Below are 26,126 nucleotides of genomic sequence, written 5' to 3'. Positions count from 1 at the left end.
GTCAGCCCTTGCGCGGACGCAGGCGGATGATCACGTCGACATGCGCGATCTCCATGCCTTCCGGCGGCTCCGGCAGGTTACCGATCGCTATATTGCTCACGGGAATGTCGAGCACATGGTTCTCGCCCTCCACGAAGAAGTGGTGGTGGTCGGAGACGTTGGTGTCGAAGTAGGTCTTCGCGCTTTCAACCGCCAGGACGCGGATGAGGCCGGCCTCGGTGAACTGGTGCAGCGTGTTGTAGACGGTCGCGAGCGAAACCGGGACGCCGGCGGTGACGGCCTCCTCGTGCAGTTCCTCCACCGTCAGGTGCCGGTCGCCCTTGGCGAACAACAGGTCGGCGAGGGCCACGCGCTGGCGCGTCGGGCGCAGGCCGGAATGGCGCAGGCGCTCTTCGATGGGCAACTCGTGTGCATGCGTCATGGGCGACGGGTCCGCTTGTCTGGGCCTTGAACAACAATCTTGAACTTTCGATATAACTTTAGCAGTGCCGGGATTCAATAGGATTGCGGCCGTCAAAGCGCGCGCAACGTGCGGAAAAACCGGGGCCTTCACCCCGGTCACGGCAATTTGCGCTGGCTGTCAAGGCGAGCATCATGTATGCGGACTGCTGAAATAACGTCTTGCCCATGCAGGGTGCGGCGACAAAAAGGGAGGGGTCGAGGTGCTTCAATTCGCACGCAGCCTCCTCTAAAACGAACGCATACCAAGCGTTGTTCAAGACCGGGATGAGACATTCGATGACGACCAGGCAATCCAGCTACAACTACGAGGAAATTCTGGCCTGCGGCCGCGGCGAGCTTTTCGGCCCCGGCAATGCCCAGCTTCCTCTGCCGCCCATGCTGATGGTCCACCGCATCACCGACATTTCCGAAACGGGCGGCGCCTTCGACAAGGGCTACATCCGCGCCGAATACGACGTGAAGCCCGACGACTGGTACTTCCCCTGTCACTTCCAGGGCAACCCGATCATGCCGGGCTGCCTCGGCCTCGACGGCATGTGGCAGCTCACCGGCTTCTTCCTCGGCTGGCTCGGCGAGCCCGGCCGCGGCATGGCGCTTTCCACGGGCGAAGTGAAGTTCAAGGGCATGGTGCGCCCGGAAACGAAGCTGCTCGAATACGGCATCGACTTCAAGCGCGTCATGCGCGGCCGGCTCGTGCTCGGCACGGCGGACGGCTGGCTGAAGGCCGACGGCGAGACCATCTACCAGGCGTCCGACCTGCGCGTCGGCCTGTCGAAGGACAAGGAAGCCTGAGGCGGCGCCGGCCGCCGGAAGCCTGAGGGCGGCCATCGCCGTCTTCACCACGAGACGCAGTTCAGAAAAGGTCAGAAATCATGAGACGGGTTGTTGTCACGGGCCTGGGGGTCGTATCCTCCATCGGGAACAATGCTGACGAAGTCACGGCGTCGCTGCGCGATGCACGCTCCGGCATCAGCTTCAGCCAGGATTTCGCCGACCACGGCTTCAAGTGCCAGGTCTGGGGCTCGCCCAACATCGACACGACCGAGCTCGTCGATCGCCGCGCGGCCCGCTTTCTCTCGCAGGGCGGCGCGTGGAACCACGTCGCCATGAAGCAGGCGATCGCCGATTCCGGCCTCGAGGAGGCCGAATATTCGGCCAATCCGCGCGCCGGCATCATCATGGGTTCGGGCGGCCCCTCCACCCGCACGCTGATCGAGGCGGCCGAGATCACCCTCAAGAACAACTCGCCCAAGCGCATCGGCCCGTTCGCCGTGCCGAAGGCGATGTCGTCTACGGCTTCGGCGACGCTTGCCACCTGGTTCAAGATCCACGGCGTCAACTATTCGATCTCGTCCGCCTGCTCGACCTCGGCGCACTGCATCGGCAATGCCGCGGAGATGATCCAGTGGGGCAAGCAGGACATCATGTTCGCCGGCGGCCACGAGGACCTCGACTGGACCATGTCGAACCTCTTCGACGCCATGGGCGCCATGTCCTCCAAGTACAACGACACGCCCGCCACGGCCTCGCGCGCCTATGACATCAGCCGCGACGGCTTCGTCATCGCCGGCGGCGCCGGCGTCCTGGTTCTCGAAGAGCTGGAACACGCCAAGGCCCGCGGCGCGAAGATCTATGCCGAGATCGTCGGCTATGGCGCGACCTCGGACGGCTACGACATGGTGGCCCCGTCCGGCGAAGGCGCGATCCGCTGCATGCGCCAGGCGCTTGCCACCGTGAAGGGCGACGTCGACTACATCAACACGCACGGCACCTCGACGCCCGTCGGCGACAGCAAGGAGATCGGCGCGATCCGCGAAGTGTTCGGCGACAGGATCCCGCACATCCAGTCGACCAAGTCGCTGACCGGCCATTCGCTGGGTGCGGCGGGCGTGCAGGAATCGATCTACGGCCTCCTGATGATGCAGGCCGGTTTCATCGGCGAAAGCGCCCATATCACCGAGCTCGACCCGGAATTCGACGGCGTGCCGATTGTGCGCAAGCGCATCGACAATGCCAAGATCGACACGGTTCTTTCCAATTCCTTCGGCTTCGGCGGCACGAACGCCACGCTGGTCTTCCAGCGCCACAACGGATGACGTCAATGACGGGAATCATGAAAGGCAAGCGCGGCCTCATCATGGGGGTCGCGAACAACCACTCCATCGCCTGGGGCATCGCACAGAAACTCGCCGGACAGGGCGCGGAACTCGCCTTCACCTACCAGGGCGAGGCGCTCGGCAAACGCGTGAAGCCGCTCGCCGCCGAACTCGGCTCCGATTTCGTCATTCCCTGCGACGTCGAGGACATCGCCTCGGTCGATTCGACGATCGATGCGATCAAGGAGAGGTGGGGCAAGCTCGACTTCGTCGTGCACGCCATCGGCTTTTCCGACAAGAACGAGCTGAAGGGCCTCTATGCCGACACCTCGCGCGACAACTTCTCGCGCACGATGGTGATCTCCTGCTTCTCCTTCACGGAAATCGCCAAGCGCGCGGCCGGCCTGATGACCGACGGCGGCTCGATGCTGACGCTGACCTATGGCGGCTCGGTGCGCCTCATGCCGAACTACAACGTGATGGGCGTCGCCAAGGCCGCGCTGGAAGCCTCCGTGCGCTATCTCGCCGGTGACTACGGCCCGCGGGGCATCCGCGTCAACGCGATCTCGGCCGGCCCGATCCGCACGCTCGCCGGCGCCGGCATTTCGGATGCGCGCGCGATGCTCTCCTGGCAGCAGAAGAACGCGCCGCTGCGCCGCACCGTCACCATCGAGGATGTCGGCAATTCGGCACTCTACCTGCTTTCCGACCTGTCGAGCGGCGTCACCGGCGAAATCCACTATGTGGATGCCGGCTACAACATCACCTCCATGCCGACGCTGGAACGCCTCGCCAAGGCCGACAGCGAATAACAAATCGCGGCGCGAAGCTTGCCTTCGCGCCGTCTCCTCCCGGTCATAGTGCCATCAGCACCACGACGAGCAGGATCACCGCCGCCAGGACGCCGAGCAGCAGCATGCGCACGCGGCCGTTCATTTCGAGCGGCTTGCCGTCCGCACCGCGCCGCAAAAAGGCGAGCGGCACCTCGGAGGTCGGCGTATGCCCCTCCCCTTCCTTCACATCCTTGGCGATGACTTCCGCCACATCTTCCATCATGGGCGGTCTTGCAGGTCCAAAAGCCATTGCGGGTCTCCTGAACGAGAACGATCCGGGGATGGTGGACCTCTTTCCGGAAATTGGCAACCGGCCTATTCCAGCACGACGGGCAGGAGCGAAAGCACCAGCAGCAGCGCCATGGCGCGGTTGAACAGTTTCAGGCTGCGCTCTCGCGTGATGAACCGCGCCGCACCGACACCGACGCATGTCCAGGCGATGGTGCTCGCAAGCGTCGCGCCGCCGAAGATGGCGGCAAAGGCCGCGGGAACGGAAAGGTCTCCGGCCGCACCGCCGCCATAAGCGACGACGGCGCCCGCCACCATCACCCAGAGCTTCGGATTCACCGCCTGCAACAGCGTACCCTCGATGAAGGTGAACGGCCTCTGCCTGTGGTTCTCGGCGCCCATACCCACCGGCGCCGTGGCAATGCGCCAGGCGAGCCAGAGAAGGTAGGCGATGCCCAGCCATTTCAGAGCAAGATGCACGCTTGGCTCGGAGACGATGGAACCGCCCGCCGCCGCCACGGCGAAGATGATGACGGCGACCCCGACGCCCATGCCGAGGGCCACCGGAAGCGTGCGGCGGAAACCGTAATTGGCGCCCGAGGCCGTCACCATCGTGTTGTTCGGCCCCGGCGTGCCCGCCATGGCGAAAGCGAAACCCGACGTCGCCAGAAACCACGCCCAATCCATGATGTCCTCCCCACCGAAACAGCGGCAGCCTAGACGCCTTCGCGCGCAATCGGGTTGCCAAAATGCCAAGATTTAGGAAGATGTTGATATAAGACGCCAGAGATTGGCTCGAACGCTTGCGAGGATTCCAATGCAGCTTGACGACATCGATCGCCGCATCCTGCGCGAACTGCAACAGGACGGCCGGCTGCAGAACGTCGAGTTGGCGAGACGCGTCGGGCTGTCACCCTCGCCCTGCCTGCGCCGGGTGAAGCTTCTGGAGGAGGCGGGCGTGATCAGCCGCTATGTCGCGGTGATCGACCAGGCGAAAGTCGGCCTGCAGCTTTCCATGTTCGCGCGCATTTCGCTCACCGCGCAGGACGCCGAGACGATCGACCACTTCATCGCGGCGATGAAGCGGCTGCCGGAGGTGGTGGAGTGCTACATCATGCTTGGCGAGAGCGACGCGCTGCTGCGCGTCGTCGTCGCCGATCTCGAGGATTATCGCCGCTTCCAGTCGACGCATCTGACGCGCCGGAACGGCATCCAGACCGTCAAGACGGACGTGCCGAGCGAGACGATCAAGCAGACCTTCGCCCTGCCGCTATAGGCCGACGCCTCAGCGCCGGCCCCACAGCACCTTGAAGCGGGCGTTGCGGCAGACTTCGCCGCTTTCCTTGAAGGCTTCCTTCAGCACCGGCTCGTAGGGCAGGCCGCGGTTGGCGACCATCAGCAGGCGTCCGCCGGCCTTCAGCGACTTCGCCGCCATGCGGATCATGCCGGCGCCGAGCGAATGGTCGGCTGCATGGCCCTCGTGGAAGGGCGGGTTCATGACGATGAGGTCGTAGTGGTCGCGCGGCGTCTCGGCGGTGAGGTCGAACCAGTAGTAGCGCGCCGGAATGTTCGGGCAATTCTCCGCCATGTTTTCCCTGGCAGCTTCCAGCGCGTCGTGGTGCGCCTCGAACACGTCGATGCCCTTGACCTGCGGCGCGCGGCCGCCGAGCATGACCGAGAGGTAGCCCCAGCCCGCGCCGAAATCGGCGGCGTGACCGTGGAAGTCCTCGGGAATGCGGGTGGCCAGTAGCTCGGAGCCCTCGTCGATCCGGTCATGCGAGAACATGCCGGGCGCCGCCGTGAAGCGGCCGGCGATGCGCACCGGCTTTGCAGCCAGCTTGGCGATCGCGTCGGCCGGGTCTTCCGGCCGGGCGAACCAGATGGCGAGGCCGTGGTACTTCGGCGTGTAGTCGCCGGTCAGGCCGAGCTGGTCCAGGCGCTTGCGCATGGACTGGATGCCGTCCTCCTTGCCGCCGGCAACGACGATCAGGCCGCCGGTGCGCACGCGGCGCAGCGCCTCGGCGATCCGGTTCTCGTTCTCGCCCTTGTGCTTGTTGATCAGGATGAGGGCGCCGTCATAGTCGTCGCCCTCGACGGCCGGCTTGACCGGCACGCGCACGGCTTCGAGCCCGCGATAGAGCGAACGCAGCGGCTGCACCGCGTCGAGCGTCGCGCCGAAACCTTCCGGCGGGCGCTGCCCGGCCTCCGCGCCGAGGAAAAGGTAGCGCTCGTCCTCGCCCGGCATGGCAAGCGTGCCGGCGGCAAAGGGATGGAACAGGGTTTTCAGGGCGTCGCGGGTCATGGTCGGCTTTCGGCGGAGGAAAAAGATCAGTCAAAGAAAAGGGCGCGGAACGTGCCGCTCCGCGCCCCCTCGATCGGTAAGGGTCCGATTATTCGGCGGCTTCGCCGTCGCCCTTCTTGTCGGCAACGACTTCCTTGCCGGTGGCCTGGTCGACGACCTTCATGGAAAGGCGAACCTTGCCGCGCTCGTCGAAGCCCATCAGCTTGACCCAGACCTTGTCGCCTTCCTTGACGACGTCGGAGGTCTTGGCAACGCGCTCCTGGGCGAGCTGCGAGATGTGCACGAGGCCGTCACGCGGGCCGAAGAAGTTGACGAAGGCGCCGAAGTCTGCGGTCTTGACGACCGTGCCTTCGTAGATCATGCCGACTTCCGGTTCAGCGACGATGGAGTGGATCCACTTGCGGGCCGCTTCGATCTCCTTGCCGGACGAGGACGCGATCTTGATCGTGCCGTCGTCTTCGATGTTGATCTTGGCGCCGGTCTTTTCGACGATCTCGCGGATGACCTTGCCGCCCGTGCCGATGACTTCACGGATCTTGTCGACCGGGATGTTCATGACTTCGATGCGCGGTGCGAATTCGCCGAGCTGGCTGCGGCCTTCGGAGATGGCATTGGCCATCTCGCCGAGGATGTGCTTGCGGCCGCCCTGCGCCTGGCTGAGCGCGACCTTCATGATCTCCTCGGTGATACCGGCGATCTTGATGTCCATCTGCAGCGAGGTGATGCCGTCAGCGGTGCCGGCAACCTTGAAGTCCATGTCGCCGAGATGGTCTTCGTCGCCGAGGATGTCGGAGAGAACCGCGAAGCGCTCGCCTTCAAGGATCAGGCCCATGGCGATGCCGGCAACCGGCTTGGCCAGCGGAACGCCGGCGTCCATCAGCGCGAGCGAGGTGCCGCAGACCGTTGCCATCGAGGACGAGCCGTTGGACTCGGTGATCTCGGACACGACACGCAGCGTGTAGGGGAACTGTTCCGCCGTCGGCAGCATCGGGCGGATCGCGCGCCAGGCAAGCTTGCCGTGGCCGATTTCGCGGCGGCCCGGGGAGCCCATGCGGCCCGTCTCACCGACCGAATAGGGCGGGAAGTTGTAGTGCAGCAGGAAGCGTTCCTTATACATGCCGGTCAGGCTGTCGACATACTGCTCGTCTTCGCCGGTGCCGAGCGTGGCAACGACCACCGCCTGGGTTTCGCCGCGGGTGAACAGGGCCGAGCCGTGGGTGCGCGGCAGGATGCCGACTTCCGAGACGATGGCGCGGACGGTTTCGAGATCGCGGCCGTCGATGCGGCTCTTGGTGTCGAGGATGTTCCAGCGAACGATCTTGGCCTGAAGGTGCTTGAAGACGGCGCCGATGACTTCGGCGGTGTACTTCGGCTCAACGCCCTCGGGCAGGAAATGTGCCTTCACCTTGGCCTTGACGGCGTCGACGGCGGCGTAGCGATCGGCCTTCTGGGTGATCTTGTAGGCGGCGCGCAGTTCCGTTTCGGCAAGGCCGAGCATTTCGGCTTCGAGTTCGGAATGATCTTCCGGGGTAAAGTCGCGCGGCTCCTTGGCAGCGACTTCCGCGAGCTTGATGATCGCGTCGATGACCGGCTGGAAACCCTTGTGGCCGAACATGACGGCGCCGAGCATGACGTCTTCGTTCAGTTCCTTGGCTTCCGACTCGACCATCAGAACGGCGTCCTGCGTGCCGGCGACGACGAGGTCGAGAACCGACTCGTCCATCTCGTCGAGATGCGGGTTGAGAACGTATTCGCCGTTGATGTAGCCGACGCGCGCTGCGCCGACCGGGCCCATGAAGGGAACGCCCGAGATCGTCAGGGCCGCGGAAGCGGCAACCATCGACAGGACGTCGGGATCGTTTTCGAGGTCATGCTGGACGACCGTGACGACGACCTGCGTGTCGTTCTTGTAGCCTTCCGGGAAGAGCGGGCGGATCGGACGGTCGATCAGGCGGGAAACCAGCGTTTCCTTTTCCGACGGGCGGCCTTCGCGCTTGAAATAGCCACCCGGGATCTTGCCGGCGGCGTAGGTCTTTTCCTGGTAGTTGACGGTCAGCGGGAAGAAATCCTGGCCCGGCTTCGGCGCCTTGGCGGAAACGACGGTGGCGAGAACGACGGTTTCGCCATAAGTCGCGAGAACGGCGCCGTCAGCCTGGCGGGCGATCTTGCCCGTTTCCAGCTTGAGCGGACGGCCCGCCCATTCGATTTCAACCGTATGGGTATCGAACATGTCTTGTCCTTCTAAGGCAGATACGCGCACCGCCGCCAAAAGGCGCAGGTGGTCTATCCGCTTTCATGACGCATCATGGGCAAGACAACGGGAGGCTTCCGAAAGGCGACCCGCGCAAAGGCACGGACCGAAGCATCCTGCAATCCTGCCCCATGACAGGTCATCGGTTGGTTCCGCAGGGCCGGCCCATCCGGCCTGCTGGAAAACCCGTTTCACGAGGCGGTCGCAACCGACACAGGCGAAACGGTATGGCGGAATTGCCTTCCGCGAAAAAAAGCGGCGGGCGCTCGAAACGAGCGCCCGCCGGAACTGTTTAGCGGCGAATGCCCAGGGCAGCAATCAGCTTGCTGTAACGGGCTTCGTCCTTCTTCTTGAGGTAGTCAAGAAGCGAGCGGCGGCTGGAAACCATCGTCAGCAGACCACGGCGGGAATGGTTGTCCTTCTTGTGGTCCTTGAAGTGGCCGGTCAGGTTGTTGATGCGCTCCGTCAGGATCGCAACCTGGACTTCCGGAGAACCGGTATCGCCTTCGACGGTTGCGTATTCCTTGATCAGCGCAGCCTTGCGCTCAGCAGTGATCGACATCGTATGTCCTTTCATGAATGGAGAACTTAAGGTCGCCAAAAGCCGGGATGTCGTCCAGCAATGGCCGTGAAGGCAAGCGGGCAGGCCCGCATTGCTGGCGGTGCCTATAAACCATTCCCTGCTGAAATGGAAGGGGCCGTCGTCAACGGCCAATGCACCGGGCTAGCGCCTGTCCGCCGGCTGGCTCGGCGCGGCTTCGCGCACGTCGCTGCCCTTGGGACAGACCACATAGGCGCCGAATATCCAGCCCAGCCGCTCGCCCTGCCGCGAGACGAAAAGCCAGCGCTTCGAGCCGATCCTCATCTCCTCGACCACCTCGACGCGGGTGCCGTTCGAAATGGTGGTCAGGATCGTTCCGTTCGGCGCGGAGCGCACGTTGAGCGGCGTGCCCGTGGGATCGTCGACCACGCATTCGCCGGCGGCAATGGCGGGCGCGGCGACACTCGAAAGAACGGCGGCCATCAGCATTCTGGACAGGAAGGATTTCATGGCATGGACCTGCGGGGATGGAAAGCCGGCGCCGTCATTCACCGGCTCCCGGCTGGTGGGCTTCCTCGTCGCGCAGACGAGCGAGCGGGATCGTCACCCGCCATTCGATGCCGTCGTCGTGCACGATGAATTCCAGCTTGGCGTCGAGCGCCATGCCGAGCATGCGCTCCAGCACCACGCTGCCGAAACCCTTGCGGCTTGCGGCGATGGCCTCCTTGTCGATCGCCACCCGGCTTTCGCGCCAGACGAGGTTGAGGTCCTCGCCCTGCGCCACCCAGCTCAACGAGACGATACCAGCCTCGTTGGCGAGCGCGCCGTATTTGGTGGCATTGGTCGACAGCTCGTGCAGCGCCATGCCGAGCGTCTGCGACGCCTGCGGATCGAGCAGAACGGCAGGACCGGATATGCGCACGCGCGCTGCATCGTCGGGCGTGAAAGGCTTCAACTGGTTCCTGGCGAGTTCCGCAAGGTTCACGCCCTGCGTCGCATTGGCGATCATCAGGTCCGTCGAGCGGGCGAGGCCCGCCACGCGCTTGCGGAAGGTCTCGGCGAAATCGCTGGCGTTTTCCGCGCCTGCGGCCGACTGGTTCAGCATGGCCTGGATGACCGTGAGCTGGTTCTTCGAGCGGTGCGCCACCTCGCGCATCAGGAAACGCACCTCGTTTTCCGATTTCACGCGCGCATCGGCGGCTTCCGCCAGCGCGCGCGAGACGGTCTCCAGTTCGGAAATGGCATAGCGCCGCGCCGCGACCCGCTCGCCGCGGCCGAGCCGGCGCGCGTCCTGCGCCAGCAGACGGACGTCGCGCGAGAGCACGCGGGCAATGCCGGCCGCGCTCACGGCCGCCAGAAGCGCGAAGATCGATCCGCCGATCGTCAACCACAGGAAGGAGGAGACGGCCGGCGCCTGCACGTCGGACGACTTCGCCCAGGCGATCATGCGCCAGCCGGCGAGCGAGGAGAATTCCGTGACGACCTGATAATTGACGCCGCCCTCCCGCATCGTGCTGACGCCGAGGCGCAGCGAGGGAACGACGCGCAGGAAGAATGGCGTGCCCGTCTTCTGGTTTTCGTCCGTGGATACGATGACCGTGCCGCGTGTATCGAGCACCGCCGCGTTCCAGCCCGGCGACAGGATGTCGGGATTGATCGCGCGCCGCAGCGCCTCGGCGTTCTTCGTCAGCGTCAAAAGCTCGTGCCGGCCGTTTTGCAGGCGCATCGGCAGATAGACGTTGAACACCCATTGCTGGGCGGTCTTGCCGAAGAAGATATCGGAGACCATGCGTTCGCCGCGCGCCAGCGCCAGGCCGGCCGAGATCGGCTCCGAGGCGGGGTTCAGCGGCGTGCCGTAGGGTACGCGCGTGTTGAGAAGCTGGCGCATCGTCTGGTCGATGACGAGGAAATAGATGTCCGTGCCTTCCAGCGCCTTCGTGGCCTGTCCATGCAGCGCCGCATAGTCGCCGTTCTGCAGGCTGTCGGAAGTGGACAGGAAGTTGAGCGTGGAGAACATGCCGGAGATTTCGCGCTCGACGGCCCGGTTCACGGCGCCCGTGGAGGTGCGCAGCAGCGATTCGAAGATGCGCTCCTGCGCCTCGTTGGTGCGCTTCAGCACGACGATCGAGAACAGGAAGGCCGGAATGACGACGACGAGGATGAGGCAGACGAGATAGAAGACCACCGGACGATGCATGCGCCGGCGGCTTGGGACGGCGGCGCCCTTGCCCGCATCCTCGGCGGACACCGTCCTGTCAGTCGGCGCAATCGTCAACGGCCAGCCCTTTCACCCTTCGCCCTTGGCCGGCCGTGACGGCATGCGCCGCCCGGCCCATCCTCGAACGAACCTCGCCGGCCCATAAAGCCTGTAGCTTGTGGTGAAATCAAGTCGGCAGCCGTTGGTTCCGACCCGCAAATTTTAAGGTGTTCCGCCCTTCTTCGAAACGCGGAAACAGGCCGTAGGCGTTCTTCGCCTCAGCCGGCGAAGACGCGCTTCGGGCGGAATTCGCCGCCGCCGATCTCGCCGATCGCGACCAGCTTCCCGCGTGCCGTGGCATAGGCTTCGTCCGCCGAAACCGGCGCATCGCGGCCACGCAGGATGATCGGATTGCCCATGCGCAGCCGGTGCGCCTGGTCGTCGTTGATGACGATCTGCGGCAGGCTGGAGAGAGCTTCGCCCGTATCGATCAGTAACGCATCGAGCGCGGCCAGCCGTTCGGCCTCGTCCTCTATCTTTTCCAGCGCGACGAGGTCGGTGAGCGGCACCATGTCATCCTCGCCGAAGGGCGCGACGAAGGTGCGGCGGAGCGCCGAAATATGGCCGAAACAGCCGAGCTGGCGGCCGAAATCGCGGGCGAGCGCGCGCACATAGGTGCCCTTGCCGCATTCGACCTCGAAGGCCGCCGTGTTCTCGTCCGGGCAACCGATCAGCGTCAGGCGGTGGATTTCCACCTCGCGCGAGGGGATCTCGACCGTCTCACCCTCACGGGCAAGGTCGTAGGCCCGCTCGCCGTCGATCTTGATGGCGGAGAACTGCGGCGGGATCTGCTGGATGACGCCGGTATACTCGCCGAGGATCGCCTGGATCTCGTCGGCGGTGGGACGCTTGTCGGCGCTTCGCACCACCTCACCTTCGAGGTCGTCCGTCGTGCGCTCCTCGCCCCAGGTGACCGTGAACTCGTATATCTTCCGGCCGTCCATGACATAGGGCACGGTCTTGGTGGCGTCGCCGAGCGCGATCGGCAACATGCCGGAGGCGAGCGGATCGAGCGTGCCGGCATGGCCGGCCTTCTGCGCCTTGAAGAGCCACTTGATCTTCGAGACGGCCTCGGTCGAGCCGAAATCGAAAGGCTTGTCGAGGATAAGCCAGCCGGAAACCGGCCGGCCCTTGGGTTTGCGGGGTCTGGACATCTGTATCCTGGATTAGAGCAATTCCAGCAAAAGTGCGAAGCGGTTTTGCGTCCGGAATTGCGTGAAAACTCTAGTTGTCGTCTTCGCCGTCTTCGGCGGAAAGATCGCGCGCGACTTCCGGCGAGCGCAGGAGATCGTCGATCTTCTTGTAATTGTCGAAGCTCGTATCGTCGCGGAAGCGCACGTCCGGCATGTACTTCATCTGGCGCAGGTGCGGGCCGAGGCGGCCGCGAATGAATTTCGAATTGCGGTTGAGCGCCTCGATCACCACGTCATGGTCCTTGACGCCGAGCGGCGTCACATAGGCCGTGGCGTGCTTGAGATCGGGCGACATGCGCACTTCCGAGATGGAAATCACGGTCTTCTCGATCAGCGGGTCGCGCACGTCGCCGCGCTGGAGAACCTGGGTGATCGCCGCGCGCACCTGCTCGCCCACGCGCAGCATGCGTTGCGACGGCGCCGAGGATGTTGCTCTTGTCATGGTCGTCACCTTCAAAAAAATGCGAGCGCCGAAATGGTCCGGCGCTCGCACGATGTTTGGATCGCCGGACGCTTACAGCGTACGGGTGATGTGCTCCACGCGGAAGCATTCGATCGTGTCGCCGGCGCGGATGTCTTCGTAGTTCTCGAAGGCCATACCGCATTCCTGACCCATCGGCACTTCGGCGACTTCGTCCTTGAAGCGCTTGAGCGTCTTGAGCTTGCCTTCGTGGATGACGACGTTGTCGCGCACGAGACGGACGCCCGCACCACGCTCGACCTTGCCTTCGATGACGCGGCAACCCGCGACCTTGCCGACCTTCGTGATGTTGAACACCTCGAGGATTTCGGCATTGCCGAGGAAGGTTTCGCGGCGCTCCGGCGAGAGCAGGCCGGACATGGCCGCCTTCACGTCATCCACCAGATCGTAGATGATGTTGTAGTAGCGGATTTCGAGGCCGCCGCGTTCGGCAGCGGTACGGGCCTGCGCGTTGGCACGGACGTTGAAGCCGATGATCGCCGCGTTGGACGCTTCGGCGAGCGAAATGTCCGACTCGGTGATGGCGCCGGCGCCGGAATGCACGATGCGCACCCGCACTTCGTCGGTGCCGAGCTTTTCTAGTGCGCCGGCAATGGCTTCGATCGAACCCTGCACGTCGCCCTTGATGAGCAGCGGGAACTCCTTGAGGCCCGTATTCTGCAACTGGCTCATCATCTGCTCGAGCGAGCCGCGCGAACCCGACTGGCGCGCCACCTGCTTTTCGCGGGCGAGGCGCTGGCGGTATTCGGAGATCTCGCGGGCGCGGCTTTCGTTCTCGACCACGGCGAACTTGTCGCCGGCAGCCGGGGTGCCCGAGAGTCCGAGCACCTCGACCGGCATGGACGGGCCGGCTTCCTTGACGTGTTCGCCCTTGTCGTTGACGAGCGCGCGCACGCGGCCCCACTGGTCGCCGGCCACGAGAATCTGGCCGGGCTTCAGCGTGCCGGTCTGCACCAGGACGGTCGCGACGGAACCGCGGCCGCGATCGAGCTGGGCTTCGACGACGACGCCCTCCGCCGTGCGGTTCGGGTTCGCCTTGAGGTCGAGGATTTCGGCCTGCAGCAGGACGGCTTCGAGCAGCTTGTCGAGGTTCAGGCGGTTCTTGGCCGACACTTCGACGTCGAGCGTTTCACCGCCCATGGATTCGACGAAGACTTCGTGCTGGAGGAGCTGGTTGCGCACCTTCTGCGGGTCGGCTTCGTGCTTGTCGATCTTGTTGATCGCCACGATGATCGGAACACCCGCCGCCTTGGCGTGGTTGATGGACTCGATCGTCTGCGGCATGACGCTGTCGTCGGCCGCGACCACGAGGATCGCGATGTCGGTCGCCTGCGCACCGCGGGCACGCATGGCGGTGAACGCCGCGTGGCCGGGGGTGTCGATGAAGGTGATCTTGTGGCCGTTGTGCTCGACCTGGTAGGCGCCGATGTGCTGCGTGATGCCGCCGGCTTCACCGGCAACCGTGTTCGCATGCCTGATGGCATCGAGCAGCGAGGTCTTGCCGTGGTCGACGTGGCCCATGATGGTCACGATCGGCGGACGCGATTCCAGGTCGCCTTCCTCGTCGGTAACGTTGAAGATGCCTTCCTCGACGTCGGATTCCGAAACGCGCTTGACCGTGTGGCCGAATTCGCCGGCGATGAGCTCGGCCAGGTCGGCGTCGATCAGATCGCCGGGCTTCATCATCTGGCCTTCCTTCATCAGGTACTTGATGACGTCGACGGCGCGTTCGGACATGCGCTGCGACAGTTCCTGAATGGTGATGGTTTCCGGCAGAATGACTTCGCGCATGACCTTCTCGCGCGTCTCCTGCATCATGGAGCGCTTGAACTTTTCCTGGCGACGACGCATGGCCGAGAGCGAACGACCGCGCTGTGCGCCGTCCTCGTCGGTCGAGGCGGTCGTCAGCGTCAGCTTGCCCTGGCGACGGCCGTCGTCGGCCTTCGGACGGGCCGGAACCTTCGCGGGCTCCGGACGCTTGACGGCGCCGCGGTTCGCGAGGGCACCGCCGCGCGGACGCTTGTCGTCGTCCTCATCGTTTTCACGACGGCCACGGCCGGGAACGACGGAGGGCGTGGCGACCGGCGTGCGGCCCGGCTGGGGACGCGCTTCGGCGGCAGGTACAGCGGCGGCAGGCTTTGCCACCGGCTGCGCGACAGCCTCTTCCACGGCAGGGGCAGGAGCGGCAGCCTCGACGGCGCGGCGCTCGGCCTCTTCCTTCTCGCGCACCAGGCGCTGTTCTTCCTCGACCTTGCGGCGGGCTTCCTCTTCCACCTTGCGGCGGGCCTCGTCCTCGGCGCGCTGGCGCGCTTCGGCGGCGTCGCGGACCTGCGCTTCGGCAAGCGCACGGCGACGGGCCTCGACCTCATCGGGGGAAAGCTGGTTCAGCACGACACCGACGCGCGGACGGCTCTGCTCGGCACGCTGCTGAGGCTGCGGCGCCGGGCGGGAGGGCTGCGGCGCGGGACGCGTCTGCTGCGGCTCGGGCGCACGCTGCACGGGGGTGACGGGCGTCACCGGACGTTCGTCTTCCGGGCGGTTGATGCGGCGCTTGCGGGTCTCGACCACGACGGCCTTGGTGCGGCCACGACCCATGTCCTGGCGCACGGTCCCCTGCTGAACCCCCGAGGGTTTCAGGGTCAGGGTCTTCTTGCCTGCCACGCTGATCGTCTTGTCGTCGTTGTTGTCGGTCATTCCGTTCCGTTCCTAAGATCAGAGCCGGATGCGTATCACCAGGCCCTGTCGTTCAATTGTGTTCATCCAATGCGGTTCCTGCCGGCGAAAAGCCGGTGACCGCGTCATTGGTTTGGCTGGCCAGCGCCGCCATGTGCTCTCAACCGGTCGCCGCCCCGGTATTTTTCGAGCATGATTGCGCGCTTCACTACACCCTCACCCGCCTGCCCTGCAAGCGCTGCGGCATGGATAAAAGCATTCTGGCCCAAAAGGCCCTCCAATTCGCCCTCGGAGAAGAGCTTGAAGGAGGGTATTTCCGTCTCGTCGTCGCGCAGGAAGCTCGCCGCCTTGCGCGCCTGGTCTATCTTTCTGACGCCGTCGGCAGCCGCGTCCGTCGCATGGAAGACCGCGAGAGCGGCCAATGCACGCACCGCCTGGTCGACCTTCGAAGAGCCCGTGATGAACTGGCCCGCCTTGCGCGCCATGTTCATCATGCCGCCGAGCTGGGCCGCGAGAAGCCGGTCCACCTCGACGCCGAGATCCGGACCCGCCTTGGCGTCCGCCTTCAGCGCGCGCGCAAAAAGCTTCTTGGCGACCGCTTTGTCGACGATCGCCCGTTCGGCCTTCACCCAGCATCCACGTCCGGGAAGCTGACGCTTGAGGTCCGGCACGACGTTGCCGTCCGGCCCCGCGACGAAACGGATGAGATCATCCGCCTCGCCGCTTTCGCGCGTCACGATGCACATGCGGTCGTTCACGCCGTCGTCCTTCTTGCTCATATAGGTTTCCGTTCTTCCGGACGCAAACCGCTGCGCAGAAAGGCAGTCGGCATGTCAAACCCTGGGGACGCCCGATCAGGCGTCCTCTTCGCCGCCTTCGACCGCCGGCTCCTCGACGGCAAGGTCCTCTTCCGTGATCCAGCCGACCGCAAGACGGGCCTGCACGACCATGGCCTCGGCCTCGGCGCGGGAAACCTCGAACTTCGAGAACAAGCCCTCGAACTTCTTCGTCTCGCCGTCCTTGCGCTCCGACCAGCCGACGAGGTCGTCGGCGGCGCAGCCCGCGAAGTCTTCCATCGTCTTGATGCCATCCTCGCCGAGCGCGACGAGCATCTGGCCCGTCATGCCGTCGATCTGGCGCAGGTCGTCGGAAACGCCGAGCTCCTTGCGCTTGGCGTCCATCTCGGCCTCGATGCGGTCGAGATATTCGCGGGCGCGGGTCTGGATTTCCTGGGCAGTGTCTTCGTCGAACCCGTCGATCGATGCGATTTCGTCGAGATCGACATAGGCCAGTTCTTCCACCGCCGCGAAGCCTTCGGACGCCAGGACCTGACCGACCATCTCGTCGACATCGAGCGAGTCCATGAAGAGGTTGGTGCGCTCGTTGAATTCCTTCTGGCGACGCTCGGACTCTTCGGCTTCCGTCAGGATGTCGATATCCCAGCCGGTAAGCTGCGAGGCGAGGCGCACGTTCTGGCCGCGGCGGCCGATGGCGAGCGAAAGCTGCTCGTCCGGAACGACCACTTCGATGCGTTCCGCATCCTCGTCGAGAACGACCTTGGCGACTTCCGCCGGCTGAAGGGCGTTGACGATGAACGACGCCGGATCCTGCGACCACGGAATGATGTCGATCTTCTCGCCCTGCAGTTCGCCGACGACGGCCTGGACGCGCGAGCCGCGCATACCGACGCAGGCGCCGACCGGATCGATCGACGAGTCGTTCGAGATGACGGCGATCTTGGCGCGCGAACCCGGATCACGGGCGACGGACTTGATCTGGATGATGCCGTCGTAGATCTCAGGCACTTCCATGGTGAAGAGCTTCACCATGAACTGCGGATGGGTACGCGACAGGAATATCTGCGGACCACGCTGCTCGCGGCGCACATCGTAGACGAAGGCGCGCACGCGGTCGCCGTAGCGCATGTTCTCGCGCGGGATCATCTCGTCGCGGCGGATGATGCCTTCGCCACGGCCGAGATCGACGATGACGTTGCCGTATTCGACGCGCTTGACCGTGCCGTTGACGATCTCGCCGATGCGGTCCTTGTATTCGTCGAACTGCCGGTCACGCTCGGCTTCGCGCACCTTCTGCACGATGACCTGCTTGGCCGACTGGGCGGCGATGCGGCCGAAATCCATCGGCGGCAGCGGGTCGGCGATGAAGTCGCCGAGCTTGGCGTCCGGGTTGCGGTCGCGCGCCAGTTCCAGCGGGATCTGGGTCGAATAGTCCTCGGCCTGCTCGACGACCTCAAGCAGACGCTGGAGGCGGATTTCGCCGGTCTTGGAATTGATGTCGGCGCGGATGTTCGATTCCGTGCCGTAACGCGAGCGGGCCGCCTTCTGGATGGCGTCCGCCATCGCGGCAAGCACGATCTCGCGGTCGATGACCTTTTCACGGGCCACGGCATCCGCGATCTGCAGAAGCTCAAGCCGGTTCGCACTGACTGCCATTATCTCAGGTCTCCATGGTCGAGCCGGGGTCTTGCCGCCGGCATGTCTGGAGCGGCGCACCGCTCCGGTTCCGTCCTCTCCGCTCCGCCGTTTCCGGCCGGAGCGCACTCACAAACTTATTCTTCGTCGTCGCCGTCTTCGTCGTTCTGGTTGGCGGCCTGCGCGGCCTTCGCCTTCTTGTCGGCGGCCAGCGCGTCGCGGATCAGCTCGTCCGTCAGGATCAGCTTGCCCTCGGCGAGCGCCGTGAACGGGATGACGACCGTCGGCTCCTCGCCGGCAGCGGGCTGGTCGCGCTCGAGCGTGAAGCCGTTCTCGTCGGTCGCGACGATCTTGCCGCGGAAGCGCTTGCGCGAGTCGACGAGGATCGACGTCTCGCATTTCAGCAGGTGGCCGAGCCAGCGGCTGAAGTCCGACTTGCGAACCATCGGCCGGTCCATGCCGGGCGACGACACTTCGAGATGATACGCCTTGTCGATGGGATCCTCAACGTCGAGCACCGGCGAGACGGCCATGGAGACCTGCTCGCAATCCTCGACGGTCATCGTGCCGTCCGGCCGCTCGCACATGATCTGCAGCGTCGCGCCGTTCTGCGCCGAAAGCCGGACGCGCACGAGGCGGTAACCGATCTGCTCGATGGTCGGCTCGATGATCTCGGCGACGCGCCGGTCGATACCGGTCTCGACGATCAGCCGCGGCTCGATGGCGGCGGTTTCTGTCTGGGTCGTGTCAGTCATGACATGCCCTCCCCTGGACTGTCGTTATCATGCGCTTGATCGGGGCAATAAAAAAGAGCGGGTCCTCGCGGGCCCACTCTTCATCTGACGATCAAGAATTTGATGCCGATATAAACCCAGTTCACCGGAATTGCAAGGACGGCCTGAAAAGCCGCCTGTGGGCGACATGTTTCCCCGTCTTTTGTCGCCGCCGACTTGCCGCATTCCGCCGATGGACTAGATTGCTCACAACGTTGCGTCGAGAATGAGTGCCCCACCGTGCCGGATCGGACATCCCCCCTTGCCCCCTTCAGAAACGAAACCTTTCGGCTGATCTGGGCGGCAAGCCTGGTGTCCAACTTCGGCGGGCTCATCCAGGCGGTGGGCGCGGCCTGGATGATGGCCTCGATCTCCTCCTCCGCCAACATGGTGGCGCTGGTGCAGGCCTCGACCTCGCTGCCGATCATGCTCTTCTCCGTCGCCGCCGGTGCGCTCGCCGACAATTTCGACCGGCGCAAGCTGATGTTGACGGCCCAGTGTTTCATGCTGACGGTCGCGATCGCCCTGACGCTCTGTGCGTGGTACGAGGTCATCACGCCCTGGCTGCTGCTGACCTTCACCTTCCTCATCGGCTGCGGCACGGCGCTCAACAATCCCGCCTGGCAGGCCTCGGTCGGCGACATGGTGCCCCGCGAGGACCTTCCGGCCGCCGTCTCGCTCAACAGCATGGGCTTCAACCTGACCCGCAGCGTCGGCCCCGCCATCGGCGGCGCGATCGTCGCGGCGGCGGGTGCTGCCGCCGCCTTCGCCGCCAACACGCTCAGCTACTTCGCCCTGCTCTTCGTGCTCTTCCGCTGGAAGCCGAACGTCTCGCCACGCACCCTGCCGCGCGAGGATTTCGGCCGCGCCGTCTCGGCGGGCCTGCGTTACGTCTCCATGTCGCCGAACATCGGCAAGGTGCTGCTACGCGGCTTCGCCTTCGGCCTTGCCACCAGCTCCATTCTTTCGCTGCTGCCGCTGATCGCGCGCGACCTCGTGGCCGGCGGCCCGCTGACCTACGGCATCCTGCTCGGCTGTTTCGGGCTCGGCGCCATCGGCGGCGCCCTGATGAATGCCCGGCTGCGCGAGCGCTTCACCAGCGAGACCATCGCCCGCCTCGCCTTCACGGGCTTTGCCGTCGCCGCCTCCGTCTGCGCGGTCAGCGCCTCGGCGCTGCTGACCGGCGCCGTGCTGCTCGTCGCCGGCGCCTCCTGGGTCATGGCGCTCTCGCTCTTCAACACGACGGTCCAGCTCTCGACGCCGCGCTGGGTGGTGGCCCGCGCCCTGTCGCTCTACCAGACCACGACCTTCGGCGGCATCGCGGCCGGCAGCTGGATCTGGGGCACGACGGCCGATACCCACGGCGCGGAAGCCGCGCTGCTGGCCTCGGCCGTCGCGATGATCGCCGGCGCGGCGATCGGCCTGCGCTTCGGCCTTCCCGAATTGCAGAGCCTCAATGTCGACCCGCTCAATCGCTTCAGCGAGCCGGACCTGCCGCTCGACCTAAAACCCCGCAGCGGCCCGATCGTCGTGCTGATCGACTACGAGATCGCGGAAGGCGACATCCGCGAGTTCCTGGAGACGATGACCGAACGGCGGCGCATCCGCATCCGCGACGGCGCCGGGCAATGGGCGCTGATGCGCGACCTCGAGAACCCGACGATCTGGACCGAGACCTACCATGTGCCGACCTGGGTGGAATATGTGCGCCACAACCAGCGCCGCACCCATGCCGATGCCGCCAACGGCGAGAAGCTACGCCAGTTGCACCGCGGCGCGGAGGACCCGCGTGTCCACCGCATGATCGAACGGCAGACGATCATCCCGAACGAATACGAGCGCTTCAAGCAGCAGGTCGAGATTCACTGATCAGCGCAGCTTCGTCTTGAGCGAGGCATCCGGATAGCACGTCGGCGCAAGCCCGCTCTTGGCCTGCCAGTCGCCGAGCGAGCGGCGCGTCTTGTAGCCGGGCAGACCGTCGACCTTGCCGACATCGTAGCCCTTGGCGACCAGCGCCTTCTGCATGGCGAGCACATCCGAGCGCAGCATCTTGCCGACGTCGCCCCATGCACCGCGGAACGGCCCGCTGCCATAGGCGATGCGGTCGGCGAGATTGCCGATGAAGAGGGCGTAGAGGTCGGAATTGTTATATTCCTTGAGCACGTAGAAATTCGGCGTGACGATGAATTCCGGGCCATGCGTGCCGGCGGGAACCAGCATCATGCCCGATGCCTTCGCCTCGCCGGATGGAAACGCCTTGCCGGAAATGCGCGTGATACCGCTCGACGCCCAGGCCGAGATCGGCTTTGCAAGGTCCGGCCCTTCCTGCGCGCAGGAGACGCCGCCCGGGATCGTTACCTCGTAGCCCCAGCCACGGCCCGCCTGCCAGCCCTTCTTCGCCAGATAGTTGGCGATCGAGGCGAGGCTGTCCGGCACCGAGCCCCAGATGTCGCGCACGCCGTCGCCGTCGAAATCGACGGCATATTGCAGGAAGCTGGTCGGCATGAACTGCGGCTGGCCGAGCGCGCCGGCCCACGAGCCCTTCAACTGCGCGACCGTCCGGTCGCCGCCGTCGACGATATGCAGCGCCGCGATCAGCTCCTTGCGGAACATGTCCTTGCGCGTCGACATGAAGGCCTTTGTGGCCAGAACCTCCACCGCCGAATAGGGGATCTTCGCGCTGCCGAAGCCCGACTCGCGACCCCAGACGGCGACAACGATCTCGCCCGGCACGCCGAAACGCTGCTCGATCTTGCGCAGCGTGCCCGCATGGGTCTTGGCCAGCCGACTTCCCGTTCCCGCAAGGCCCTGCAGGCGCTTTTCGGAGAAGTAGGCGCCGGGCGAGGAGAACTCCGCCTGGCTCTGCGCCTGCTCCTTCTTCGGCTTGAAGCCGGGCGGCACGAGATCGGGCAGGTCCCAGCTCAACGTCACACCTTCCATCGCCGCGCGAAACGTCTTTTCGCTGACGCCGGTCTTCTGCGCCGCCGGCCAGAGATCGTTGTCGATCCAGGCGCGGAACATGCTTTCGACCTCGGCCTTGGAGGCCGCATGGGCGGGGAACGCTGCAAACGTCATGGCGATGACGAGCGCGAGGCGGGCGGCGATACCCCCCTCTGCCCTGCCGGGCATCTCCCCCTCAAGGGGGGAGATTGGCAAGAAGCCTCCCTTTCCCACAATCCGCGACATGGCCGATTGGCGAAAGGCTGCCGCGGGTCGATCTCCCCCCTTGAGGGGGAGATGCCCGGCAGGGCAGAGGGGGGTGAAGCGCCGCAGCCATTGAAGCATGATAAGCCTTCCTCAGATAGCCGTGCGCGCCCTGAGCGCGGCCGTCAGTGTTCCTTCGTCGAGATAGTCGAGCTCGCCGCCAACAGGCACGCCGTGGGCAAGCCGGGTGATCTTCACGTCCAGGCCGGAGAGCTGGTCGGTGATGTAGTGCGCCGTCGTCTGGCCCTCGACGGTGGCATTGACGGCGATTATCAGCTCGCGCACGCCGCCCTTGGCCACCCGGTCGACGAGGCCGCGGATGTTGAGGTCGTCGGGCCCGATGCCATCGAGCGGCGAGAGCGTGCCGCCGAGCACATGGTAGGCGGCGTTCATCGCGGCCGCCCGCTCCAGCGCCCAGAGGTCGGAGACGTCCTCGACGACGATGATGACCGAATGATCGCGCCGCCCGTCGGTGCAGACCGTGCAGGGGTCGCTCGTATCGACATTGCCGCAGCACGAGCAGATGCGCACCTTGCGATGCGCCTCGCCCATCGCGTCGGCCAGCGGCCCGAGCAACTGGTCCTTCTTCTTGACGAGATGCAGCGCTGCGCGGCGCGCTGAGCGCGGCCCGAGGCCCGGCACCTTCGCCAGGAGCTGGATGAGTTTTTCGATTTCGGGGCCGGTGACTCGTTTTGCCATTGCCGGTATCTACCCCATATCCAGGGGAAACGGAATCTCGGGAGACCGCCGCTTGATCAGAATTCTCGCCGTATGCACGGGCGTTGCCCGTCCGGTTCCCGGCAAAAGCTACAAGACCGGCATTTTCAAGACGCCGACCGATGCGGCCGTGGTCGTCGACCGCGAAGGCCTGCTCGGCGACGCAATCTGCAACCACAAGCACCACGGCGGGCCGGAGCAGGCGGTCTACGGCCTCGGCTCCATCGACCTCGACTGGTGGACGAAGGACTTCGGCCGCACCATCGAGCCCGGCACCTTCGGCGAGAACCTCATCATCGAAGGGATCGACAGCCGCGGCGTCTCGGTCGGCGACCGGTTCGAGACGGAAAGCGTGCTCTTGGAAGTGACCTCGACGCGCATTCCCTGCAATACGCTCACCGCGCGCATGGGCGATCCGGCCTTCGCGCGGCGCTTCCTGCAGGCCGGCCGGCCGGGTTTCTACTGCCGCGTCCTGCGCGACGGGGTGATCCAGGCCGGCGATACCGTGACCTATGCGCCGTTCGACGGCGAGCCGGTCACCATGCCGGAACTGTTGCGCACCTATGGCAGGAACATTTCCGAGGAAGACCGCATCCGCTACCTCGCCGCCCCGATCAACGACAAGCTGCGCGCCGCCCTGACCGGCTAGCGGGCGGCAATGGCCGCCGCGGCGCCGGCCATGGTGCCGGCGCTGACGCGGTTGGCGATGCGCACGGCGCGCGGGCTCTTCAGGAACATCCGGGCGCGCGCGGCGAGGAACACCCAGGCGAGGTCGATGGCGACGAGCACGACGAACATGGTCGCCACCAGCTCCGCCCAGCCGACCAGCGTGACGGCGCCAAGATCGATGATCGCCGGCAGCAGCGCGACGTAGAACATCATGATCTTGGGATTGCCGAGCGTCACCGTCAGCCCGGCGAAGAACAGCTTCAATCCGGAGCGCGCCTCGGGCAGCGCCTCATCGCCCGTCTCGGTCGGGGCGAACCACATCTTCCAGGCGAGATAGAGCAGGTAGGCGACGCCGAGCCATTTGATGGCGACGAAGGCGCCGTGGAAGGTTTCGGCGATAGCCGCGAGGCCCAGCACGGCGCAGGTGAGCCAGATACCCTCGCCGATCCACATGGCGGCGAGGAAGGGCAGCACATCCCTCGGCCCGCGCGAGAGCACCCGGGCGACCAGCGCAGCGATACTCGGGCCGGGCGAACCGGCTGCCATCATCAGCGCGCCGGCAAAGACAAGCAGGGTCGTCAGGCTCATCGGATCTCTCCTCGCAAAGCCCGACCCTACAGGATCAGAACGGCAGTTTGAAGCCGGGCGGGATCGGCAGGCCGGCGGTCAGCGCCTTGGTCTTTTCGGCGGCTTCGGCCTCGGCCTTGTCCTTGGCGTCCTTGTGGGCGGCGACGATCAGGTCTTCGAGGATCTCGACATCGTCTTCCTTGAAGAGCGAAGGGTCGATCTTCAGGCCCTTGAGGTTGCCCTTGCCGTCGAGCGTGACCGAGACGAGCCCGCCGCCGGAGGAGCCGCTCACTTCGAGCGCGGCGATCTCCTCCTGCATCTTCTCCATCTTGGCCTGCATTTCCTTGACCTTGCCCATCATGCCCATGATGTCACGCATCGGCCTCTCCTCTTTTTATCCTAGTGTTCGATATCGTCGCCGGGCAGGATGTCGCCCTCGGCGGATTCCGCAACGGCCGCCACCTCGACGGTCTCGGCCTCGTCTTCCGTTTCCTGCACCTTGATGCGCACGTCGGTGATCTTGGCGCCGGGGAAGCGTTGCAGGATGGCGGCGACGTCCGGGTCCTGGCGCGCATCGGCAACGCGCGCTTCCTGCGCCATCGCCTCGGCCTCGGCCAGGGTCGGCCCGCCGGCCTCGCGCGACAGGATTACCAGCCAGCGGATGCCGGTCCATTCCTGGAGCCGATTGGAGAGGTCGGCGACCAGCGTTTTCGGTGCATCGTTCGTCAGGCTGATCTCGAGCCGCCCCGCCTCGACCTTCACCGGCCGCACGAAGGCGCGCACGAGGGCGCGCAGGCGGATGTCGCGATTCCTGGTGCAAAGGTCGGCCACGTCTGAAATCGAGTTGACCGGCACGCTTGGCACGGCCGCGGGTTGCGCGGCCGGCGCGGCCTCGGTGCGGCCGACGGGCTGGACTGCCGGCTCGGCCTGCGGCACGGAGCGCAGCATGGCCACCGTCCCGCCGCCCGCCTGCGCGCGCTGGGCCGGCGCGTCCGGCTGCCGCGCGACGGCGGAAACGGCGGACTGTGCCGTCGGCTGGCCGCCATTGCCGCCGGATTGCGGCGCGCGGGCGCCGTTGCCGCCGCCGTCCCCGCTGGAAAGCTCGGCCAGGCGGCGCGCAGCCTCTTCCGGCGAGGGAAGATTGGCGGCATGCGCAAGACGGATGATGACCATCTCGGCGGCGCCGGCCGGGCGGCTGGAGGCCTCCGTTTCCGGGATGCCCTTCAGCAGCATCTGCCACATGCGCGACAGCGCGGTGACGGCGATGGAGTTGGCGAACTCGACGCCGCGCACGCGCTCGACCTCGCTCAGCGACTGGTCGCCGGCCGCATCGGGCACGTATTTCATGCGGGTGACGAGATGGGTGAAATCGGCAAGGTCCGTCAGCACGACGGACGGGCTGGCGCCCGCCTCGTACTGCGCGGCGAATTCGGCAAGCGCGGCGGCTGCATCGCCCTTCACGATATGCTCGAAGAGGTCGACGATGCGGGCGCGGTCGGCAAGGCCGAGCATGGAGCGAACGGCATCGACCTCGACACGGCCCGCGCCATGGGCGATCGCCTGGTCGAGCAGCGACAGGCCGTCACGCGCCGAACCCTCGGCCGCGCGGGCGACCATGGCGAGCGCATCCGGCTCGAAATCGACGGCTTCCTTGCCGAGAATGGTGGTGAAGAGGCCGACGAGGTCTGACGCGCCGATGCGGCGCAGGTCGAAACGCTGGCAGCGCGACAGGACGGTGATCGGAACCTTGCGGATTTCCGTCGTCGCGAAGATGAACTTGACGTGCTCCGGCGGCTCCTCGAGCGTCTTCAACAGGCCGTTGAAGGCCTGCGTCGAGAGCATGTGCACCTCGTCGATGATATAGACCTTGTAGCGCGCCGAGACCGGGCGGTAGCGCACCTGCTCAATGATTTCTCTGATGTGGTCGATGCCGGTATGGGAGGCCGCGTCCATCTCGATGACGTCGACATGCCGGCCTTCCATGATCGCCTGGCAATGTTCGCCGGGAATACGAAGATCGATCGTCGGCTTGTCGATCTCCGCTGTCTTGTAGTTCAGCGCGCGGGCGAGGATGCGGGCGGTCGTCGTCTTGCCGACGCCGCGGACGCCCGTCAGCATGTAGGCCTGCGCGATGCGGCCGGTCTCGAACGCGTTGGTCAGCGTGCGGACCATCGGCTCCTGGCCGACCATCAGGTCCGAAAAATCCTTCGGCCGGTATTTTCGCGCAAGGACGCGGTAGGCGGCCGGTTTTTCGTTGGACGGATTTGTGGTTACGTCGTTCATCGACCCTGCCGTTAATCGAACGTCTGTCCCGACAGGACGGTAAGGTGGGAGGCTGGCACGATGACCCGTGCCGGGGCTCGTTAGGGCTGCTTCCTTCCGGACCTGACCCGGTTGGCGAGTGGCTCGTCCACCACCAACCTCCCGCTCCCCATATCGGCAATATT

General features: G+C 65.4%; 25 protein-coding genes and 1 other RNA gene. 6 read left to right on the top strand and 20 right to left on the bottom strand.

Annotated elements, in window-relative coordinates:
• Position 1: 1 nt before the first annotated feature.
• Positions 2 to 421: an iron response transcriptional regulator IrrA gene (gene irrA, locus Q9316_RS02405; RefSeq protein ID WP_306033668.1), complete on the bottom strand. Its 420-nt coding sequence runs from the start codon at positions 419 to 421 to the stop codon at positions 2 to 4.
• A gap of 317 nt (positions 422 to 738) precedes the next feature.
• Here irrA and fabA point away from each other — a divergent pair, with 317 nt between their 5' ends.
• The 3 genes from fabA (at position 739) to fabI (ending at position 3,370) form a co-directional block, all read left to right on the top strand.
• Positions 739 to 1,254, top strand: a complete 516-nt coding sequence (gene fabA / locus Q9316_RS02400) for a 3-hydroxyacyl-[acyl-carrier-protein] dehydratase FabA (RefSeq protein ID WP_306033667.1) — start codon at positions 739 to 741, stop codon at positions 1,252 to 1,254.
• 80 nt (positions 1,255 to 1,334) lie between these two features.
• Positions 1,335 to 2,558 (top strand): beta-ketoacyl-ACP synthase I, encoded by a 1,224-nt coding sequence (gene fabB, locus Q9316_RS02395; RefSeq protein ID WP_306033666.1) that lies wholly within the window; start codon positions 1,335 to 1,337, stop codon positions 2,556 to 2,558.
• A gap of 5 nt (positions 2,559 to 2,563) precedes the next feature.
• Positions 2,564 to 3,370, top strand: coding sequence for an enoyl-ACP reductase FabI (gene fabI / locus Q9316_RS02390; RefSeq protein ID WP_306033665.1), 807 nt, complete (start codon positions 2,564 to 2,566; stop codon positions 3,368 to 3,370).
• Between the two features lie 43 nt (positions 3,371 to 3,413).
• Here fabI and Q9316_RS02385 read toward each other — a convergent pair whose 3' ends face one another.
• Both Q9316_RS02385 and Q9316_RS02380 read right to left on the bottom strand, forming a co-directional pair.
• Complete coding sequence (locus Q9316_RS02385) at positions 3,414 to 3,641, bottom strand: hypothetical protein (protein WP_306033664.1); 228 nt, start codon at positions 3,639 to 3,641, stop codon at positions 3,414 to 3,416.
• Between the two features lie 65 nt (positions 3,642 to 3,706).
• Positions 3,707 to 4,306, bottom strand: coding sequence for a LysE family translocator (locus Q9316_RS02380; protein ID WP_306033663.1), 600 nt, complete (start codon positions 4,304 to 4,306; stop codon positions 3,707 to 3,709).
• 130 nt (positions 4,307 to 4,436) lie between these two features.
• Between Q9316_RS02380 and Q9316_RS02375 the strand changes: the two genes are divergently transcribed.
• Positions 4,437 to 4,895, top strand: coding sequence for an Lrp/AsnC family transcriptional regulator (locus Q9316_RS02375; RefSeq protein WP_306033662.1), 459 nt, complete (start codon positions 4,437 to 4,439; stop codon positions 4,893 to 4,895).
• Between the two features lie 9 nt (positions 4,896 to 4,904).
• Here the strand turns inward: Q9316_RS02375 and Q9316_RS02370 are convergent, their stop codons facing one another.
• The 11 genes from Q9316_RS02370 to rimP all read right to left on the bottom strand — a co-directional run bounded on the left by Q9316_RS02370 (position 4,905) and on the right by rimP (position 18,504).
• Positions 4,905 to 5,921, bottom strand: a complete 1,017-nt coding sequence (locus tag Q9316_RS02370; protein WP_306033661.1) for a class I SAM-dependent methyltransferase — start codon at positions 5,919 to 5,921, stop codon at positions 4,905 to 4,907.
• A gap of 88 nt (positions 5,922 to 6,009) precedes the next feature.
• Positions 6,010 to 8,151 carry a polyribonucleotide nucleotidyltransferase gene (gene pnp / locus Q9316_RS02365; protein WP_306033660.1) on the bottom strand — a complete coding sequence of 714 codons (2,142 nt, stop codon included), beginning with the start codon at positions 8,149 to 8,151 and terminating at the stop codon, positions 6,010 to 6,012.
• Positions 8,152 to 8,464: 313 nt separating this feature from the next.
• Positions 8,465 to 8,734 carry a 30S ribosomal protein S15 gene (rpsO, locus tag Q9316_RS02360; RefSeq protein ID WP_230807809.1) on the bottom strand — a complete coding sequence of 90 codons (270 nt, stop codon included), beginning with the start codon at positions 8,732 to 8,734 and terminating at the stop codon, positions 8,465 to 8,467.
• A gap of 162 nt (positions 8,735 to 8,896) precedes the next feature.
• Complete coding sequence (locus Q9316_RS02355) at positions 8,897 to 9,223, bottom strand: SH3 domain-containing protein (RefSeq protein ID WP_306033659.1); 327 nt, start codon at positions 9,221 to 9,223, stop codon at positions 8,897 to 8,899.
• Positions 9,224 to 9,257: 34 nt separating this feature from the next.
• Entirely contained in the window at positions 9,258 to 10,988 is a 1,731-nt protein-coding gene (locus Q9316_RS02350) for a sensor histidine kinase (protein WP_306033658.1), read from the bottom strand.
• A gap of 200 nt (positions 10,989 to 11,188) precedes the next feature.
• Complete coding sequence (truB, locus tag Q9316_RS02345; RefSeq protein ID WP_306033657.1) at positions 11,189 to 12,124, bottom strand: tRNA pseudouridine(55) synthase TruB; 936 nt, start codon at positions 12,122 to 12,124, stop codon at positions 11,189 to 11,191.
• A gap of 70 nt (positions 12,125 to 12,194) precedes the next feature.
• Positions 12,195 to 12,605, bottom strand: coding sequence for a 30S ribosome-binding factor RbfA (rbfA, locus tag Q9316_RS02340; RefSeq protein WP_306033656.1), 411 nt, complete (start codon positions 12,603 to 12,605; stop codon positions 12,195 to 12,197).
• A gap of 72 nt (positions 12,606 to 12,677) precedes the next feature.
• Positions 12,678 to 15,338, bottom strand: a complete 2,661-nt coding sequence (infB, locus tag Q9316_RS02335) for a translation initiation factor IF-2 (protein ID WP_306033655.1) — start codon at positions 15,336 to 15,338, stop codon at positions 12,678 to 12,680.
• A 104-nt stretch (positions 15,339 to 15,442) separates the two neighbouring features.
• On the bottom strand, positions 15,443 to 16,096 hold the full coding sequence (locus Q9316_RS02330; protein WP_306033654.1) for an RNA-binding protein: 654 nt from the start codon (positions 16,094 to 16,096) through the stop codon (positions 15,443 to 15,445).
• A gap of 75 nt (positions 16,097 to 16,171) precedes the next feature.
• Positions 16,172 to 17,770 (bottom strand): transcription termination factor NusA, encoded by a 1,599-nt coding sequence (nusA, locus tag Q9316_RS02325; RefSeq protein ID WP_306033653.1) that lies wholly within the window; start codon positions 17,768 to 17,770, stop codon positions 16,172 to 16,174.
• 116 nt (positions 17,771 to 17,886) lie between these two features.
• Positions 17,887 to 18,504, bottom strand: coding sequence for a ribosome maturation factor RimP (gene rimP, locus Q9316_RS02320; RefSeq protein ID WP_306033652.1), 618 nt, complete (start codon positions 18,502 to 18,504; stop codon positions 17,887 to 17,889).
• Positions 18,505 to 18,762: 258 nt separating this feature from the next.
• Here rimP and Q9316_RS02315 point away from each other — a divergent pair, with 258 nt between their 5' ends.
• Entirely contained in the window at positions 18,763 to 20,391 is a 1,629-nt protein-coding gene (locus Q9316_RS02315) for an MFS transporter (protein WP_306033651.1), read from the top strand.
• Here the strand turns inward: Q9316_RS02315 and Q9316_RS02310 are convergent, their stop codons facing one another.
• Complete coding sequence (locus Q9316_RS02310; RefSeq protein ID WP_306035186.1) at positions 20,392 to 21,597, bottom strand: lytic murein transglycosylase; 1,206 nt, start codon at positions 21,595 to 21,597, stop codon at positions 20,392 to 20,394.
• Positions 21,598 to 21,819: 222 nt separating this feature from the next.
• Entirely contained in the window at positions 21,820 to 22,425 is a 606-nt protein-coding gene (gene recR / locus Q9316_RS02305) for a recombination mediator RecR (protein ID WP_306033650.1), read from the bottom strand.
• A 55-nt stretch (positions 22,426 to 22,480) separates the two neighbouring features.
• On the opposite strand from recR, the gene Q9316_RS02300 reads away from it, so the two are divergent.
• Positions 22,481 to 23,092, top strand: a complete 612-nt coding sequence (locus Q9316_RS02300) for an MOSC domain-containing protein (protein ID WP_306035185.1) — start codon at positions 22,481 to 22,483, stop codon at positions 23,090 to 23,092.
• Here the strand turns inward: Q9316_RS02300 and Q9316_RS02295 are convergent.
• The 4 genes from Q9316_RS02295 to ffs all read right to left on the bottom strand — a co-directional run bounded on the left by Q9316_RS02295 (position 23,089) and on the right by ffs (position 26,104).
• Complete coding sequence (locus Q9316_RS02295) at positions 23,089 to 23,700, bottom strand: LysE family translocator (RefSeq protein WP_306033649.1); 612 nt, start codon at positions 23,698 to 23,700, stop codon at positions 23,089 to 23,091. The two genes, Q9316_RS02300 and Q9316_RS02295, sit on opposite strands and share 4 nt — an antisense overlap.
• 34 nt (positions 23,701 to 23,734) lie before the next feature.
• A complete protein-coding gene (locus Q9316_RS02290; RefSeq protein WP_306033648.1) occupies positions 23,735 to 24,058 on the bottom strand; it encodes a YbaB/EbfC family nucleoid-associated protein in 324 nt (107 codons plus the stop codon).
• Positions 24,059 to 24,078: 20 nt separating this feature from the next.
• Entirely contained in the window at positions 24,079 to 25,962 is a 1,884-nt protein-coding gene (locus Q9316_RS02285; RefSeq protein ID WP_306033647.1) for a DNA polymerase III subunit gamma/tau, read from the bottom strand.
• Between the two features lie 44 nt (positions 25,963 to 26,006).
• Positions 26,007 to 26,104: signal recognition particle sRNA small type (gene ffs, locus Q9316_RS02280), an RNA gene on the bottom strand.
• Positions 26,105 to 26,126: the final 22 nt, after the last annotated feature.

Origin of the sequence: Shinella zoogloeoides (assembly GCF_030733845.1) — a bacterium.
Lineage (GTDB): Bacteria > Pseudomonadota > Alphaproteobacteria > Rhizobiales > Rhizobiaceae > Shinella > Shinella zoogloeoides_C.
This window is presented reverse-complemented; position numbering and strand designations above follow the sequence as displayed.